This window comes from Cupriavidus plantarum (genome assembly GCF_905397285.1).
Classification (GTDB): Bacteria; Pseudomonadota; Gammaproteobacteria; order Burkholderiales; family Burkholderiaceae; genus Cupriavidus; species Cupriavidus plantarum.
In genome coordinates this window covers 1-16,534 of the sequence record NZ_CAJPUX010000003.1, presented here as the reverse complement: position 1 = coordinate 16,534, position 16,534 = coordinate 1, and the positions used below count along the sequence as shown (strand labels likewise).

The following is a 16,534-nucleotide window of genomic DNA, read 5'->3' as shown; positions in this document are numbered from 1 at the left end:
ATCCTAAACGTGCGCCCCGCCTAAGACAACACGTTAGACGAAGTCCTCGACATCACGATTCATCGAAATCGTGAATTATGCGACACCGGAACATCGGCAGCGAGGGATTACCCCTATCAGGGCAGCACCAGTTTCATCATGTTTGCGGCCAGTTCGCGCGAGAGCAGCTCGTCGTCCATGCGCCCCGGCTGGTGCCACGTGTACATGAAGCCGATGATGCTGCCGATCGCATGCGCGGTCACGCGCGCATCGCCGAACGCCAGCACGCCGGCCGCGCGGCCCTCCTCCAGCAGCGCGTACAGGTCGCCATAGAAATCGCGCGCCATGCGCTCGAGCCATGCCACGGTATCCGGCTTCAGGTACTGGTTGTCGCGAAAGCTCAGCGTGGCCGCGATATGGCAGCGCACGCATCGGCGCGCGAGCTCGAGCAGGCAGGCCTGCAGCCGCTCTCGCACGGGCAGCGACGCGTCGGCCGTCTCGCGAATCACGGGCAGGCACGTCTGCGCGGACTCCCGGCACAGGATGTCGAAGATCTCGTACTTGTCGGTGAAGTAATAGTAGACGGCGGGCTTGGTCACGCCCAGCGCGCGGCACAGGTCGTTCATCGTCATGCCGGGATAGCCCTTCGTATAGAAGAGCTGCGCCGCGGCATCGAGGATCTGCCGCCGCCGCGCTTCCTGCCGTTCGGCCACATGGGCGCGCGCCGGCCCGTCTTCCGCAAGCGTCAGCGCCTCGGCGGCGCGCGGTCCGGTATGAGTCTTCTTTGGGGCGTGTGACATGGTGCGCAATTCTCGCATGTGCGCGCCCGGACTAGGACGATTCAGATTCGCCGGTGCTGGCGATCACCGTCCCGCGCGGTCCGCCTGCAGCGGCTCGACCTGCGTGGCGGGCGGCGCGAGCTTGCGCAGCGCCGCATCGCGCTCCTTCGCGGGCAGGTCGCCAATTCGCCCCGCCGCAGCATAGAAGCACTTCCAGTCGCCGTGGCATTGCGCGAGCAACGCAGTGAAGGCAGGCACCCATTGCTGGTACGTAGCCACCGCCGCCAGCTGCGCGTTGGTCAGCGGCCGGTCGAACCAGCGGTCATACCCGCTGTAGCCGCCCCACGAGGTCTTCAGCGTTTCATACTCGGTGCGCAGGTCCGTGAAGATCTGCGCCTTTGCGCGCCGCTTGGCATCCGCATCCTGATCGGACCGATAGAGCGCGACGAGCCGGTCGCGCGTACGCAGCAGCATCGCGCGGAACTGCACGCGGCGCTCGTCGTAGAGACGGTAGCTCGCGCGCGCGTCCGGCGACGCGTCCTCGGCTAACCATCGCTCCACGCCAGCGGTCTCCACGGCCGTGGCAAACGATTCGTTGAACGCGGTGTCGTTGCGCACGTAAACGACCTGATGCGCGAGTTCGTGGAAGATCATCCGCGCGAGTTCGCCTTCCGGCAGGTATACGAACGTGTTCAGGAGCGGGTCGTCGAAATAGCCGAGCGTTGAGTAGGCGGGAATGCCGGCCACGTAGGCGTCGTAGCCCTCCTTGCGCAGATCCGCCGCGTAGCGTTCGGCATCCTCCTGCGCGTAGTAACCGCGGTACGTGATGCAACCGACAATCGGAAAGCACCACTTGTGCAGGTCCATCGAGAGTTCGGGCGTGGCGAACACGCTCCACACCACATAGGGCCGATGCAGGTTCGCATAACGGCGATAGCTGCCGTTGTCCGGCAGCAGCAATTCCCGTGAAGCGAAGTCGCGCATCCTGCCGGCCAGTGCCAGCCGCTGCGCGAGGCGCGCGTCGTTGGCGTCCTTCGCATTGGCGATCGCATCGTCGAGCGACCGCGCCTGCGCCATCACGCCGAGGTGGCCGCCGATGGACTGGTAGTAATACCCCAGCGTGTCGCAGCCGGCCAGGAGCAAGGCGGCAGCGAGTGCGACGATCGCACCCGCCACGCGCCGGCTGGCCGGCCGCCCGATCATGGCGCGATAACCTCGGTTTCGGTCTCGTTCGCCGCCTCCACTTCCACGAGGCAGTCGTAGAAAACCGGCGCGCGGCCCAGGTCGGTCAGGCGCTGGCTCGTCAGTTCGTTGGCGTTCTTGCCGTCCGGCGCGAGCTTCTTCCACCAGATCGACAGCCCTACGACGAGGCCCTGCCGCGCACGCTCGGTCACGCGCGCGCGCGCCCGCATGCTGCCGCGGTCGTTGAACGCGCGCACGATCGCGCCGTCGGCGATGCCGCGGGCGGCCGCGTCCCGCGGATGGATGTCCAGATGCGGCTCGCCCTCGGTCGCACGCAGGCTATCGACATTCACGAAGGAGCTGTTCAGGAAGTTCCGGGCGGGCGGCGAGATCATCGCCAGCGGATACCGTGAGGCCAGTTCGGTTGCCGTGGCCGGTGACTCGTAGGGCGGCACGTAGGCGGGCAGCGGATCGAACCCGTCGCGCGCCATCGCTTCCGAATAGAACATGCACTTCCCCGACGGCGACGGGAAATTGCCTTCGGCGAACGGCGCCGCTGGCACGTTGAGCTTGCGCCAGCCCTCGGCCTTCAGCGTGTCCCAGTCGATGCCTTGGGCGCGCGCGTCGTTGCGGTCGATAGCCTGCGCGGCGATCGTCTCGTCGCTGTCCTGGAAGCACGGTTCGGTGAAGCCCATGCGCGCGGCCAGCCGCCGGAAAATCTCGGTATTCGGGAGCGATTCGCCGATCGGCGCGATGGCCTGGTTGTTGGCGAGGAAGTACGTGTGGCCATAGGCCTTGTGCACGTCCACGTGCTCCAGCTGCGTCGTCGCGGGCAGCACGATGTCGGCATAGTCCGCCGTATCGGTCTGAAAGTGTTCGAGCACCACCGTGAACAGATCCTCGCGCGCGAAACCGGCCGCCACTTTCGCGGATTCCGGCGCCACCGCCACAGGGTTGCTGTTGTAGACGACCACCGCCTCGATCTTCGGGCCGTTGCCGCTTCGCCCGTCGTCGAGCAGCGCATCGCCGATCGTGCTCATGTTCACCGTGCGCGGCACGCGAGGCCAGTCCGGCAGCAGGTCGGGCCGTTGCAGCGCCACGTTGTCGACCGGGAAGAAGCCCGACGTCGAAAGTTGCATGCCGCCCGCCGCATGGCGCCACGCACCGACGAGCGCCGGCAGGCACGCCACCGCGCGCACGGCCTGGCCGCCGCCATGGGCGCGCTGCATGCCGTAGTTCAGGCGGATGGCCACCGGCTGGCGCTCCCGCACCGCGGTGCGGCCATAGAGACCGGCGAGCCATTCGATGTCGTCGACGGGCACGCCGCAGATGTCGGCCGCCCGCGCGGGCGTGAACGCGGCCGCGCGCTCGCGCAGCGCGTCGAAACCGACCGTATGCCGCGCGATGTAGTCGTGATCCAGCAGATCGTCGCGAATCAGCACGTGCATGATGGCCAGCGCCAGTGCGCCGTCCGTGCCCGGCATCGGCGCGATATGGCGGTGGCACTTCTCGGCCGTCAGCGAGCGATACGGGTCGATCGCCACGAGCGTCGCACCGCGCCGCTTCGCCTCCTGCACGCGCGTCCAGAAATGGAGGTTCGAGGCAATCGGATTGCCACCCCAGATGATCACGAGCTTTGCGTCGGACACATACTCGATGTCCATGCCGACCGACGCGCCGAACGTATAGCGCAGCGCGGTCGCGCCCGCGTTGGCACAAATCGTCCGGTCCAGCAGCGACGCGCCGATCTTGTGGAAGAACCGGGCCGCCATGCTCTCGCCCTGCACAAGGCCCATCGTGCCTGCATAGCTATAGGGCACGATCGCCTGCGGATCGCGCCCGGCGATGTCGGACAGCCGGTTGGCGATCTCGGTCAGCGCCGCGTCCCAGGAAATCGGCTCGAAGCGCCCTTCGCCCTTCTTGCCCACGCGCCGCAGCGGCGTCAGCAGGCGGTCCCGGTGGTACGTGCGTTCCGTATAGCGCGATACCTTCGTGCACAGGACGCCACGGGTGGCGGGGTGATCGGGGTCGCCCACAACCTTGATCGCGCGGCCGTCCTCGACGGTGACGTGCAAGGCACAGGTATCGGGACAATCGTGGGGGCAGGCGGCGCGGACGATGCTGGTGGCCATGGGGGACGAAAAACGAAATCGGGGGACAGACGACCGGCTCGCGCGAATCAACGCACGGCACGAGGCACGGCGCGAGGCACGGCGGCGGGAATTTCTAAAGATTGTATTCGAATCCCGCGCCGCCGCACCCGTCCGTCTTACGCTTCCCGCCCCACATAATTTCGCGAAACTTCGATATGAACCGATCCTCCGGAGACGGGCGCAGGCGCTTCTGCGCCCGCCTGACCCGCATGCTGCCGGCGCTCGCCGCTCCGTTCCCCCTCGGACGCCCCGCCGGCGCGGCGGAGCCACGCACCGAGATGCGGCCCGCCGATAGCCGCCCCGATAGCCGACCCGATAGCCGCCCGGGCAGCCGGCCGGAACCCGGCGTCACGCCGAACGCCATCGTCATCGGCCAGTCGGCGCCCTTCACGGGACCCGCGGCCGAACTCGGCACCCAGCTGAATCTCGGTGCGCGGCTCTGCTTCGACCAGATCAACCGGCAAGGCGGCATTCTCGGCCGCACGATCGAATTGCACGCGCTCGACGACGCCTACGTGCCCGACGAAGCCCTGCGCAACACGCGCAAGCTCATCGTGGACGGGACGTTCGCGCTGTTCGGTTACGTCGGCACGAGTACGACACTGGCCGCGCTGCCGCTCATGGAGCAGGCGCGCATCCCCTTGTTCGCGCCGTTCACGGGCAGCCGCACGCTGCGCGAACCGGGCAGCCGGCAGGTATTTCACGTCCGCGCGGGTTATGACCGCGAAACCGCGGCGATCGTGCGCCAGATCGCGTCATCCGGCCTGCGCCGGCTGGCGGTGGTCCATTACGACGACACCTTCGGACAGGAAGGACTCGATGGCATCGCGCGCGCGGTGCAGGCCAGCACGCCGGACCACCTCCGCATCACCGGCCGGCACACTGTGGCGCGGAATACGCTGGATGTCAGCGCTACGGCGGCCGCCGTGCTCCAGCAGGAGCCCGATTCCATCGTAGTCATCGGTGCCTACGGCACCGCCGCGGCCATCATCCGCGAGGCGCTGCGGCGCGGATACGCGGGCCAGTTCTATTGTCTCTCCTCGGTAGGCGCCCTCTCGCTCGCCCGAGCCCTTGGCGCGCAGGCCGCGGGCGTCGTCGTCTCGCAGGTCATGCCGAGCCCAAGCAACGCCAAGCTGCCGCTCGTCCGCGACTATCACCGGCTGCTCAAGGCCGCGGGCAAGGACGGCGCCTACAGCGACACCAGCCTCGAAGGCTTCATCGCCGCGCTCGCCTTCGCGGAGGGCCTGCGCCGCGCCGGCCGCGATCCGACCCGCGACAAGTTCATCGCCGCGATCGAAGGCATGCGCGCGACCGATCTCGGCGGCTTCCATCTGCAGTTCTCGCCCGACGATCACGTCGGCTCGAAATTCGTTGAGCTCGCCGTCCTCAACGCCCGCGGACAGGCCATCCGGTAGCCCCGGCTGTGGCGCGGCTGCCTCGCCCGAACAGCCGGAACCGTCATATTTCCGTTGCAATTCACACTCTTGGATTATGATGTCCGGGCGCTAGCAACAGCCCGGCGACAGACCGGCGGCCGCGCACGCAGCAAGCACGAATTGTTGGATTGACGGGGCTATCACAATGGTTTTGCAATCAAGGGTCAAGCGCCGGCGCCTCGCCGGCGTGCTGGTGGCGTGCGCCGCCGCCATGGCAACAGGTTTCGGCCTCTCCGGCGCCGCGCTCGCGGCGAACACCTCGCCAGCGGAAGTCGGCGTCACCGCCGATACGATTCTCATCGGCCAGTCCGCCGCGCTCACCGGTCCCACCGCCGCGCTAGGCAAGCAGATGAACGCGGGCGCGCGGCTGTACTTCGACGCGATCAACCAGCAGGGCGGCGTGTTCGGCCGCCGCATCGAACTGCAGGCGCTCGATGACGGTTACGAGCCAGACGAGGCCATCAAGAATACGAAGAAGCTGATCGAGGAAAGCCGGGTATTCGCGCTGTTCGGCTATGTCGGCACACCGACCTCCCAGGCGGCCGTGCCGCTCGCGAACCAGGCCCGCGTCCCATTCTTCGCGCCGCTCAGTGGCGCCCAGTCGCTGCGCGAACCGCGCAGCCGCTACGTGTTCCACGTGCGCGCCGGCTACGACGAGGAAACCCTGGCCATCGTGCGGCAGATTCGCACGACCGGCCTCAAGCGCGTGGCCGTCGTCTACAACGACGATGCGTACGGCAAGTCCGGCCTGGACGGCGTCGAACACGCGATCAAGGCACTCCCGGCCGACAGCGGCGTGCAGCTCGTCTCCCGCGCGAACGTGGTCCGCAACACCGTCGAGATCGGCGACGCGATGCAGGAAACCATGAAGGCCAAGCCCGATGCCGTCGTGCTCGTCAGCGCGTACCGGACCGTCGGCGCCTTCGTCAAGGAAGCGCTGCGCCGCGGCTATACGGGCCAGTTCTACAACGTGTCGTTCGTGGGCACGCAGGCGCTCGCCAGGGAAGTGGGTCCGCAGGGCAGCGGCGTGATCATCTCGCAGGTGATGCCGCATCCCGGCAACGCGACGCTGCCGGTGGTACGCGAATACCTGCGCATGCTGCAGGCGGCGGGCCGCCAGAACGACTTCGACTACGCGAGTATCGAGGGCTTCATCGCCGCGAAGGCCTTCGTCGAAGGGCTGCGCCGCACGGGCCGCGACCTGACGCGCGAGAAATTTGTCACGACACTCGAGGGCATGCGCAACGTGGACCTCGGCGGCTTCATCGTCCAGTTCGGGCCCGACAACCACGTCGGCTCCCGATTCGTCGAGATGACGATCATCAACTCGCGCGGCGTGGTCATCCGCTAAGCCGTCCTGTCGTCCTCTCCTTTTCAAAAAAGGAGAGGGCCTCCCTCATGCCATATCGTTGAGATGGCACGCCGAAAACCGCATCGGCGCAATCTCCTTCAAGGCCGGCTGCTCCACGCGGCAACGCTCCATCGCATGCGGGCACCGCGGATGGAAATGGCACCCCGTGGGCGGATTCAGCGGCGAAGGAATCTCGCCACGAATGGCTACGTAGGTTTTCTTGCCCACCTCGAGCTTCGGCGCCTCGGCCAGCAGGGCCTGCGTGTACGGATGGTTCGGCGACGCGAACACGTCCTCCGTCGGTGCCGACTCGACCACGCGCCCAAGGTACATGATCACCACGCGATCGCTGATGTGCTTCACCACACCGAGGTCGTGGGAGATGAACAGGTACGTGAGGTTCAGCTCTTCGCGCAGGCGCATGAACAGGTTCAGCACCTGCGCCTGGATCGAAACGTCGAGCGCCGCCACCGATTCATCGCAAACGAGAAACTCGGGCCGCACCGCCAGCGCCCGCGCGATGCCGATCCGCGCGCGTTGCCCGCCCGAGAACTGATGCGGAAAACGCCGCAGCACCGTGGGATCGAGCCCCACGCGCACAAGCATGTCGTCGACGTACGCGCGCTGCTCCGCCTTCGGCACGATGCCATGCACCACCGGCGCCTCGCCGACGATATCGAGCACGCGCAGCCGCGGATTCAGCGAGGCATACGGATCCTGAAAGATCATCTGGATCGCAAGCTGCCGCTCGCGGCGCTTCTCAGGCGGCAGCCGATCGAGATCGGTGCCGCGCCAATACCGCTCGCCCTCGGTGAGCGAATGCAGCCCCACCGCCATACGGCCGAGCGTCGACTTTCCACAGCCCGACTCGCCGACGAGCCCGACTACCTCGCCCGAGCGAATCGACAGGTCGACGCGATCCACCGCGTGCACGACCTCCTCGCGCATGCGCGCGCCGAGCACGTTGGCGATCTTGGCGGCCGTGTCGAGCGACTTGACGAAGCGCTTCGACACCTGACGCAGCTCGAGCAGCGGCGCCATCGGCGTGCCTTCGGTGACGCCCGCAGCCGTGGCGGCCGCCGCGGGACCCGGCACGCGGGCGGAATCGATCACAGGTGCGCTCATGCGGCCTCCTCTTGCGCAACGACCGGGTGGAAACAACGCAGGCCGCGGCCATCGGCCATCTGCGCGAGCGGCGGCTCGGTCTTGCAGATATCGGTCGCATAGGGGCAACGCTCGCGGAACGAACAGCCGCCCGGCAGGTTCAGCAGCGACGGCGTCATGCCCGGAATCTGGCGCAGCGGCGCGCCGCGCGGATTGCGCGATGGCGCCGAGCTGATCAGACCATGCGTGTACGGATGCTCCGGACGCTCGAGCACCTGCTGCACGCTGCCCGACTCCACGATCTTGCCCGCATACATCACGCACACGCTATCGGCGAGCCCCGCCACCACGGACAGGTCGTGCGTGATCCAGATCAGGGCGGTCCCGGACTCGCGGCACAATGTCTGCATCTCGTAGAGGATCTGGCCCTGAATGGTTACGTCGAGCGCGGTGGTCGGCTCGTCCGCAATGATCAGGTCCGGCTTGTTGAGCAGCGCGATGGCGATCGCCACGCGCTGCCGCATGCCCCCCGAAAACTGATGGGGATACGACTGCAACCGCTCGTCCGGCGAAGGAATGCCCACACGTGCGAGCGCATTGCGGGCCCGTTCGCGTGCCACCGCCTTGCTCACGTTCTCGTGCGCGAGCACCGCCTCGATCATCTGCGTATCGATGCGCAGCACGGGGTTCAGCGTCATCATCGGATCCTGGAAGATCATCGCGATCCGATTGCCGCGCACATCGCGCTGTTGCGCGGGGGTCAGCGCGCGCAGGTCGCGCGTCACGCCATCGCGGCTCGTGAGCGCGATGCGCCCATCCACGACCTTGCCAGGCGGATCGATCAATCCCATGATCGAATAGCCCGTCATCGACTTGCCGGACCCGGACTCGCCGACCAGGCCCATGATCTCGCCCCGGCGCACCGTGAACGATACGTCGTCGACCGCGCGGGCAACGCCCGCGCGCGTAAAGAACTGCGTCTTGAGATGCTCGACAACCAAGGTCGGCTGACTCATCGTGCGCTCCCTGGTTTATTGCGTCTGCAGACGCGGATTCAGCACGTCGCGCAACTGGTCCGCGACGAGGTTCATGGCCACGATCGTGGTGACCAGCGCGATGCCCGGGAAGAAGCTGATCCAGTACTTGCCCGACAGCAGGAACTGCTGCCCGTTGGCGATCAGCGAGCCCAGCGACGGCTCGGTCACCGGCACGCCGAGGCCGAGGAATGACAGCGTCGCCTCCAGCGTGATGGCCGAGGCGACCTGCAGCGCCGCGATCACGATCAGCGGCGGCAGGCAGTTCGGCAGCAGATGGCGGAACATGATGCGTCCCGCCGGCAGCCCGAGGCACGTCGCGGCCTCGATATATTCCTTGCGCCGCTCGACGAGCGCCGCGCTGCGCGTGGTCCGCGCGTAATACGCCCATTGCACCGCGACCAGCGCGATCACGATATTGCCGATGCCGCGGCCGAGCAGCGCCAGCAGGATCAGCGCGAGCAGGATCGGCGGAAACGACAGCTGCAGATCGGCCACGCGCATGACGATCGCCTCCGTGCGGCCACCGAGAAAACCAGCCAGCAGGCCAAGCGTCGCCCCGACGATCAGCGCGATGATGGTGCTGACCACGCCCACGGCAATGCTGATGCGCAGCCCGTACATCACCGCCGACAGCACGTCGCGGCCCTGCTCGTCCGTGCCCAGCACGAACAGCATGCCATCGTCGCCGCGCTCGCCCGGCAGGCGGAAGTTGTCGAGGATGTTGACCGACGAGAGGTCGTACGGATTTTGCGGGGACAGCAGCGGCGCGAAGATCGCCACCAGCAGAATCAGCGCCAGTACGACCAGCCCGGTAACGGCCAGCTTGCTCGCCACGAACTGCCCGACGAAGCGGCGCCACGGCGTCTGCTCGCGCTGCGGCCTGGCCGCGGCGGCTGGCGTCCCTTGAGGTGCGGTAGTAAGACTCATGACGTCAGCCCTTGTTGTCGGCGATGCGAACACGCGGGTCGAGCATGCTGTACACGATGTCGACCACGAGGTTGATCAGGATGAACAGCGTCACGACCACCATCAGGTACGCGACGATCACGGGCCGGTCCAGCAGTTGAATGGAGTCGATGATCAGCTTGCCCATGCCGGGCCACGCATAGATCGACTCGGTAACGATCGCGAACGCGATGATCGAGCCGAACTGTAGCGCGATCACCGTGACGATCGGAATCATGATGTTCTTGAGAACGTGCACGCCAACGATGCGGGAGCTCGACAGGCCCTTCGCGCGCGCGAACTTCACGTAGTCCTGCAGCATCGCTTCCTGCGTGCCCGCGCGCGTAAGGCGGATCACCATCGCGATATTGAGCAGCGACAGCGTGATGGCCGGCAGGATCAGATGCCGGATCCCGTCCATCGTCAGGAAGCTCAAAGGCACGCCGAGCACGGACACGGTCTCGCCCCGCCCGTTGGAAGGCAGCCACCCAAGCTGCACGGCGAAGACGACGATGAGCATCAGCCCAACCCAGAACGTCGGCAGCGAAAAGCCGAGGATCGAGATCGTCATGATCGACTTGGCCGCAACGCTGTTCGGCCGCAGGCCCGCGATCAGGCCCAGCGGAATGCCGAGCACGATGGCCAGCAGGATTGCGCAGACCGCGAGTTCCATCGTCGCGGGCATGCGTTCGAAAATCAGCTTGAGCGCGGGCGTTCCGTGCGCGAACGAGGTGCCGAGATTACCGTGCAGCGCGTTCTGCAGGAAGATCCAGTACTGCTCCCACAAGGGCTTGTCGAGACCCAGCGCCGCGATGGTGCGCTTGATGTCTTCCTGGTCCGCCTGCGGACTGATCAGGATGTCGACCGGGTTGCCGATGGCGAATACGCCGAGGAACACGAGCAGCGACATGACCAGCAGCACGACAATGCTCTGCATCAGGCGCCGGATGATGAAGACCAGCATGTTGGGGACACTATCCTTTCGCGAGACCGGCCGACCAGACCATCGGCCAGTCCCGCGTCAAGCCGCCATGATGGCGGCTTGGCCGGCCACGTTACTGCGGCTTGAAGTTATGCGCGTAGGTGCGTTCGTCGGTACGCGGCACATAGGAGATGCCCTTGACCGTCGCCCACGTCGTCACCTGATGGTGGATCGGGATGATACCGCCATCGAGGATGCCGATCGCCGTCGCTTCCTGCAGCAGCTTCGAGCGCTCGTTATCGTCCACGGTTGCCAGGGCCTTCTCGAGCACCGTGTCCATCTTCGGATTGCAGTACTCGCCCCAGTTCACCGTACCGAAGCCCTTCTTCGAGTCTTCGCAGGCAAGCAGCGCGCGCAGCGGCGAGCTCACTTCACCCGTCTGCGCGCCCCAGCCCACCAGGCCGAACGACCATTCGTGCTTGCCGCCCTTCGACGCATACGTGGCCATCGGCATGCCTTCCACCTTGGTCACGATACCGACGCGCGTCAGGTTCTGCGCGATCGTCTGCGCGATGCGCTCGTCGTTGACGTAACGGTTGTTCGGCGTATGCAGCGTCAGGCCGAAGCCCTGCGGGTAGCCCGCGTCCGCCAGCATCTTCTTGGCGGCTTCCGGATCGTACTTGAGCGTCTTCAGTTCCGGGTTGTAGCCGAACAGCGTCGACGGCACGAGGTTGTTGGTGGGCTCGGACAGGCCTTCCATCAGGCGGTCCTTGATGCCCTGGCGGTTGATGGCCGTGCTGATGGCAATGCGCACGCGCGCGTCCTTCAGCGGGTTCTTGTCCATCGGCTGACCGTCCTTCGTCGTGACGAACGGCGACTTGTCGCGCTTGGTATCGAAGTACAGGTAGATCACGCGGTGCGAGATCTTGGAGAAGAAATTCAGCTTCGGATCCTGGCGCACCTTGGGCAGGTCAGGCGTCGGCACATTCTCGATCGCCTGCACGTCGCCCGACAGCAGCGCGGCCAGCCGGGTGGCGGGGTTCGGGATGAAGCGCAGCGTTACCTTGTCCCACGCCGGCTTCGGGCCCCAGTAGTCGGGGTTGCGCACCAGTTCGACCCGATCGTCGCGCGCGTAGCTCACGAACTTGAACGGGCCGGTGCCGATCATGCCCTTGCCCTGTGCGAAGTCGTCCGACGACAGACCTTGCGTCGCCTTTTTCTGCACAATGAAGACCGAAGTCAGGTCATTCAGCATCAGCGGATACGGCTGGGCCGTGACCAGCTGGATCGTGTACTTGTCGATGACCTTCTTGCTGACGATCGCCTTCGTGTAGACGTCGAACTTGCCCGGGCTGTTCTGGATGGTCGCCGGACGGTCAAGCGCCCACACCACGTCCTCGGTGGTCAGTTCCGAGCCGTCATGCCACTTCACGCCCTTACGGATCTTGAATTCCCACGTGGTGTCGTTGACCAGCTTCCAGGACTCGGCCAGGCCCGGGATCACGCGGCTGTCTGGATCCAGCTTGATCAGCGTGTCGAAGACGTGCTCCGAGACGTTGATATTCGAAAACAGGTTATAGAAATGCGGATCCATCGAGGTCGGCGGCGAACTCATGGCAATCCGCAGGTCCGCTGCGTGGACCGGTGCGGCTGCCGCGAGGCCGAGGGCCCCGGTAAGCAGCGCTGCACCGCAAAGCTGTCGAGCCGCCTTCTTGGCATGGCGAAGGAACATCGCGCGAATCCCCCTATCGGTATCGGAATCTGTATGAACTGACCATCGATCAATCAGCCGCATCGCCGCGTCGCGCCGTTTTGGTGCGGCGTGTTACGCATCGTGGAATCTCGCGCGGCTGGCCGGGCACTTCAAGCATGAACTGTTCCAGCAGTAACCCCTCCACGCCATGCGTGAAAACCCACCCGCGCGGGTGGTGGCGGCACGTGCGAGACTGCGTGGCCTCCCGAACGTGATCGCAAGTGCATGCTTTGGCGCTTTGATGACGGTCGTCGTATGATCTTGGGGTGTCCCCATTCGCCAGTACCCACCGGCATCATGAAACTCCTCCCCGAAATCCTCCAGGCGCAAGCCGAAATCCAGAAGATCCGACGAGACATCCACGCGCATCCGGAGCTGTGCTTCGAAGAGCAGCGCACGGCGGACCTCGTCGCCAGCACGCTCGAATCGTGGGGCATCGAGGTGCACCGCGGCCTCGGCACCACGGGCCTCGTGGGCGTGATCCGCAATGGCGGCAGCAACCGGACCATCGGCCTGCGCGCCGACATGGACGCCCTGCCCCTGCAGGAAGCCAACACCTTCGGCCATGCCTCGCAGCACAAGGGCAAGATGCATGCATGCGGGCATGACGGCCACACCGCGATGCTGCTTGGCGCCGCGCGCTATCTGGCGCAGCACCGCTCGTTCGACGGCACCGTGAACCTGATCTTCCAGCCGGCCGAAGAAGGCGGCGGCGGCGCGCGTGAGATGATCAAGGACGGCCTGTTCGAGCGCTTCCCGTGCGACGCGGTCTTCGGCATGCACAACTGGCCGGGCATGCCCGCCGGCTCGTTCGGCACCACCGCCGGCCCCTTCATGGCGTCCAGCAACGAATTCAAGATCGTCGTGCGCGGCAAGGGCGCGCATGCGGCCATGCCGCACAACGGCGCGGATCCCGTATTCGTCGGCGCGCAAATCGTCTCGGCACTGCAGGGCATCATCACGCGCAACAAGCGCCCGATCGACACGGCGGTGATCTCGGTCACGCAGTTCCACGCCGGCGACGCCACGAACATCGTGCCGAACGAAGCGTGGCTCGGCGGTACGGTGCGCACGTTCACGGTGCCCGTGCTGGACCTGATCGAACGTCGCATGGAAGAGGTGTCCCGCGCGGTGGCGCAGGCGTTCGATTGCACCGTGGAATTCACGTTCCACCGCAACTATCCGCCGACCATCAACACTCCGGCCGAAACGGAGTTCGCGGTAGGCGTCGCCAGCGAACTCGTCGGCGCGAGCAACGTCGATGGCCACTACGAGCCGACGATGGGCGCCGAAGACTTCTCGTTCATGCTGCGGGAGAAGCCCGGCTGCTACCTGTTCATCGGCAATGGCGAAGGCAAGCACCGCGAGTCCGGCCATGGCATGGGCCCGTGCATGCTGCACAACCCCAGCTACGACTTCAACGACGAACTGCTGCCCGTGGGCTCGACGTTCTTCGTCAAGCTCGTGGAAAAGTGGCTCGCCCCGGCGTGACCTCATGACGTCTATGCTGCTGGACGACGCCACAAGCACGCGCTTTGCACGCGTCGCCCTCGACAACATCGTCCGGAAATATCCGTACAAGGTCGATCACCTGATGACGGGCCCGGACGATATCGGCGAGCCCATCACGATGCATCCGGTGTTCTACGGCAGCTACGACTGGCACTCGAGCGTGCACATGCACTGGCTGCTGGTGCGCGTGCTGGCCCAGCGCCCCTCGCTCGAGATCGCCGCGGAGATCCGCGCCACGCTCGACAAGCAGCTGCAGCCCGACGCCATCGCGACGGAGCTTGCGTACTTCGAGCACGCCGGTTCCAGGACGTTCGAACGTCCCTACGGCTGGGCGTGGGTATTGCGCCTGCAGGCGGAATTGCACACGCTCGCTGCCACGGACTCGCAGGCCAAACGCTGGGCCAACACATGCGCGCCGCTGGCCGGTTATCTCGCTCAACGTCTCATCGACTATCTCGATATCGCGGATTTTCCGATTCGCACGGGCACGCACGCCAACAGCGCCTTCGCGCTGATCATGGCGCTGTCGTACGCGAACACGGACTCGCATCCGGCGCTGAAACGCGCGATCGTGCGCCGCGCCCATCGCTGGTTCGGTCACGATCAACGCTATCCGGCCCGCTATGAGCCGGGCGGCGACGAATTTCTCTCGGGCGGCATGACCGAAGCCGTGCTGATGCGCTACGTGCTCGACGGCTGCGACTTCGACGAATGGTGGGAAATGTTCGCCCCTACGCAGGCGGATCTCGCCACGTGGATGACGCCGGTCATGGTCAGCGACCGTTCGGATCCGAAGCTATCGCACCTCGACGGCCTGAACTTGTCGCGCGCGTGGTGCTGGAAGCTTCTCGCTCCCGCCCTTCCCGAACCGATGCAGGCGCACGCGGTCCGAGCCTGGTCGGCGCACCTCGAGGCATCGCTGTCGCAAGCCGTGGATGGCCACTACGTGGCCACGCACTGGCTCGCTACCTTCGCAATGCTCGCGCTCGCCGACCGGTCCGAACCGCTCGTCTGCTCCATCTAATCGGCTCGCCCTGTTCAGTCCAGGGCGATATCGCCGTACCAGGCCTCGGCGCGCGTCTTGGTATTGTCGGTATCGGTCATCAGGCCGACGGCGATGACCTTGCCGGGGTCGGTGCCGAACGCTTTCTTGTAGTCCGCGCGCAAATCGCGCTCATGGCAGCGCCATTCGTTGGCATGACGCGTGCCGGAGTCGACGACGATCATGCGCACGCGATCGGTATGGGGGTTGGACAGCACGGTGCCTTCGCCACGGCGCCCGCCCCAGATATACATCAGCGTGGCATAGGGCATCTCGCGCCCGGTGGTGATGCGGGCCATCTCGAACATCAGCTGGTCTCGCAGCGACAGCGTCGAATGGTCGCCGTCGAACGCAACGAACAAACGCAGTGGCGCATCCTCGCGCTGCTTCTCGGCATTGTCCGCGCCGCGGATAACGTCGCGCGTCTTCCACGTCCAGCGAATCGTCCCGGCAGCGCGCTGCTCGAGCGGCACGTACAGGCCCGACGCCGAATTGTCGGCCTCCGCATGCAGTACCACGCGCTCGTCGACCTGGGTCAGCGCGTAGCGCGTCGGCGTCTTGTTCCGATTGATGGTCCAGGGCTGCCAGCCAGCGGGCGTCTTTGCGGGACCCGCAGCGGTGGAGAACAGCGGCAGCGTCGCCAATGGCGGCGCGATGACGGCATCAATCTCGCCTTCGCCATCCACCGCGCCCGCGCCGGTACCCGCATCCGCTTCCGGATTGCCGGCGCGGTTGGCGAGTTCCAGGGGATCGAGCGTGGGAAGCAGCGGGGCAGTGACTGCCGCCTTCATGGCGGCTTTTGCGGCGAACGTCTTGCAATCGACCGCAGAGGCGGCGGCAAGACTGGCAGGGTCCTCGGGGGGATGTGCTGTCGATGCGCATCCTGCAAGCAGCAGCAAGCCCGCCGCACCAGCCCAACCCGCTGGCCGAAACATCTTGGCCCCCATGACTTTCCCCCACCCAAATCTTTCTTTGCCGCTACGGCGCTATGTCAATGCTTCAACTTGGCACCACGGCTTTGCTGTTGCTGACTGCATCGTTCCACGACAATGCGCAGAACTTGAAGGTGAAGATATCAGATGGGGATTGAGCCAGGAATGCTCCGGTACCCTGACCGGAAATTCGCGTTGCGAAAAAACAAAAGCCCAAAAAACAAAACCCCTCAGCGGAGTGCGCTGAGGGGTTCTGAGCATAAGAGCCTGGCGATGACCTACTTTCACACGGGTAATCCGCACTATCATCGGCGCGGAGTTGTTTCACGGTCCTGTTCGGGATGGGAAGGGGTGGTTCCAACTCGCTATGGTCACCAGGCATAAGGGGTTGTCACGCTGAGGAGGTC

13 protein-coding genes and 1 rRNA gene are annotated in these 16,534 nt (G+C 65.7%); 4 read left to right on the top strand and 10 right to left on the bottom strand.

The features are described from left to right. Positions 1 to 116: 116 nt before the first annotated feature. From KHP16_RS14740 to KHP16_RS14730, 3 genes are all read right to left on the bottom strand, one after another. Positions 117 to 779 carry a TetR/AcrR family transcriptional regulator gene (locus KHP16_RS14740; RefSeq protein ID WP_181366059.1) on the bottom strand — a complete coding sequence of 221 codons (663 nt, stop codon included), beginning with the start codon at positions 777 to 779 and terminating at the stop codon, positions 117 to 119. Between the two features lie 63 nt (positions 780 to 842). Then, a complete protein-coding gene (locus tag KHP16_RS14735) occupies positions 843 to 1,961 on the bottom strand; it encodes an aminopeptidase (protein ID WP_109580021.1) in 1,119 nt (372 codons plus the stop codon). After that, positions 1,958 to 4,072, bottom strand: a complete 2,115-nt coding sequence (locus KHP16_RS14730) for a molybdopterin-containing oxidoreductase family protein (protein ID WP_109580020.1) — start codon at positions 4,070 to 4,072, stop codon at positions 1,958 to 1,960. Before KHP16_RS14730 ends, KHP16_RS14735 begins: the two co-directional genes overlap by 4 nt. A 176-nt stretch (positions 4,073 to 4,248) precedes the next feature. Here KHP16_RS14730 and KHP16_RS14725 point away from each other — a divergent pair, with 176 nt between their 5' ends. After that, positions 4,249 to 5,508, top strand: a complete 1,260-nt coding sequence (locus tag KHP16_RS14725) for an ABC transporter substrate-binding protein (protein ID WP_181366058.1) — start codon at positions 4,249 to 4,251, stop codon at positions 5,506 to 5,508. 166 nt (positions 5,509 to 5,674) lie between these two features. Continuing rightward, complete coding sequence (locus KHP16_RS14720) at positions 5,675 to 6,880, top strand: ABC transporter substrate-binding protein (RefSeq protein ID WP_109580019.1); 1,206 nt, start codon at positions 5,675 to 5,677, stop codon at positions 6,878 to 6,880. A 45-nt stretch (positions 6,881 to 6,925) separates the two neighbouring features. Here KHP16_RS14720 and KHP16_RS14715 read toward each other — a convergent pair whose 3' ends face one another. From KHP16_RS14715 to KHP16_RS14695, 5 genes are all read right to left on the bottom strand, one after another. Continuing rightward, positions 6,926 to 8,005, bottom strand: coding sequence for an ABC transporter ATP-binding protein (locus KHP16_RS14715; protein ID WP_280528134.1), 1,080 nt, complete (start codon positions 8,003 to 8,005; stop codon positions 6,926 to 6,928). Further along, positions 8,002 to 9,000: an ABC transporter ATP-binding protein gene (locus KHP16_RS14710; protein WP_109580017.1), complete on the bottom strand. Its 999-nt coding sequence runs from the start codon at positions 8,998 to 9,000 to the stop codon at positions 8,002 to 8,004. Before KHP16_RS14710 ends, KHP16_RS14715 begins: the two co-directional genes overlap by 4 nt. Positions 9,001 to 9,015: 15 nt before the next feature. Further along, positions 9,016 to 9,948, bottom strand: coding sequence for an ABC transporter permease (locus KHP16_RS14705; RefSeq protein ID WP_109580016.1), 933 nt, complete (start codon positions 9,946 to 9,948; stop codon positions 9,016 to 9,018). Positions 9,949 to 9,952: 4 nt separating this feature from the next. Then, positions 9,953 to 10,930 carry an ABC transporter permease gene (locus tag KHP16_RS14700; RefSeq protein ID WP_115952825.1) on the bottom strand — a complete coding sequence of 326 codons (978 nt, stop codon included), beginning with the start codon at positions 10,928 to 10,930 and terminating at the stop codon, positions 9,953 to 9,955. A 91-nt stretch (positions 10,931 to 11,021) separates the two neighbouring features. Then, positions 11,022 to 12,620, bottom strand: a complete 1,599-nt coding sequence (locus KHP16_RS14695; RefSeq protein ID WP_109580014.1) for an ABC transporter substrate-binding protein — start codon at positions 12,618 to 12,620, stop codon at positions 11,022 to 11,024. Between the two features lie 318 nt (positions 12,621 to 12,938). Here KHP16_RS14695 and KHP16_RS14690 point away from each other — a divergent pair, with 318 nt between their 5' ends. Then, positions 12,939 to 14,132 carry a M20 aminoacylase family protein gene (locus tag KHP16_RS14690; protein ID WP_211960597.1) on the top strand — a complete coding sequence of 398 codons (1,194 nt, stop codon included), beginning with the start codon at positions 12,939 to 12,941 and terminating at the stop codon, positions 14,130 to 14,132. Between the two features lie 4 nt (positions 14,133 to 14,136). Beyond that, on the top strand, positions 14,137 to 15,177 hold the full coding sequence (locus KHP16_RS14685; RefSeq protein WP_211960596.1) for a DUF2891 domain-containing protein: 1,041 nt from the start codon (positions 14,137 to 14,139) through the stop codon (positions 15,175 to 15,177). 14 nt (positions 15,178 to 15,191) lie between these two features. Here the strand turns inward: KHP16_RS14685 and KHP16_RS14680 are convergent, their stop codons facing one another. Both KHP16_RS14680 and rrf read right to left on the bottom strand, forming a co-directional pair. Beyond that, positions 15,192 to 16,142, bottom strand: coding sequence for a DUF3047 domain-containing protein (locus KHP16_RS14680; protein ID WP_121490478.1), 951 nt, complete (start codon positions 16,140 to 16,142; stop codon positions 15,192 to 15,194). Between the two features lie 250 nt (positions 16,143 to 16,392). Further along, a 5S ribosomal RNA gene (rrf, locus tag KHP16_RS14675) occupies positions 16,393 to 16,506 on the bottom strand. Positions 16,507 to 16,534 lie beyond the last annotated feature (28 nt).

Excerpts from the sequence above, each read along its gene's own strand:
- KHP16_RS14740 (WP_181366059.1), bottom strand. The coding sequence starts at position 779 with ATGTCACACGCCCCAAAGAAGACTCATACCGGACCGCGCGCCGCCGAG.
- KHP16_RS14735 (WP_109580021.1), bottom strand. The coding sequence starts at position 1,961 with ATGATCGGGCGGCCGGCCAGCCGGCGCGTGGCGGGTGCGATCGTCGCA.
- KHP16_RS14730 (WP_109580020.1), bottom strand. The coding sequence starts at position 4,072 with ATGGCCACCAGCATCGTCCGCGCCGCCTGCCCCCACGATTGTCCCGAT.
- KHP16_RS14725 (WP_181366058.1), top strand. The coding sequence starts at position 4,249 with ATGAACCGATCCTCCGGAGACGGGCGCAGGCGCTTCTGCGCCCGCCTG.
- KHP16_RS14720 (WP_109580019.1), top strand. The coding sequence starts at position 5,675 with ATGGTTTTGCAATCAAGGGTCAAGCGCCGGCGCCTCGCCGGCGTGCTG.
- KHP16_RS14715 (WP_280528134.1), bottom strand. The coding sequence starts at position 8,005 with ATGAGCGCACCTGTGATCGATTCCGCCCGCGTGCCGGGTCCCGCGGCG.
- KHP16_RS14710 (WP_109580017.1), bottom strand. The coding sequence starts at position 9,000 with ATGAGTCAGCCGACCTTGGTTGTCGAGCATCTCAAGACGCAGTTCTTT.
- KHP16_RS14705 (WP_109580016.1), bottom strand. The coding sequence starts at position 9,948 with ATGAGTCTTACTACCGCACCTCAAGGGACGCCAGCCGCCGCGGCCAGG.
- KHP16_RS14700 (WP_115952825.1), bottom strand. The coding sequence starts at position 10,930 with ATGCTGGTCTTCATCATCCGGCGCCTGATGCAGAGCATTGTCGTGCTG.
- KHP16_RS14695 (WP_109580014.1), bottom strand. The coding sequence starts at position 12,620 with ATGTTCCTTCGCCATGCCAAGAAGGCGGCTCGACAGCTTTGCGGTGCA.
- KHP16_RS14690 (WP_211960597.1), top strand. The coding sequence starts at position 12,939 with ATGAAACTCCTCCCCGAAATCCTCCAGGCGCAAGCCGAAATCCAGAAG.
- KHP16_RS14685 (WP_211960596.1), top strand. The coding sequence starts at position 14,137 with ATGACGTCTATGCTGCTGGACGACGCCACAAGCACGCGCTTTGCACGC.
- KHP16_RS14680 (WP_121490478.1), bottom strand. The coding sequence starts at position 16,142 with ATGGGGGCCAAGATGTTTCGGCCAGCGGGTTGGGCTGGTGCGGCGGGC.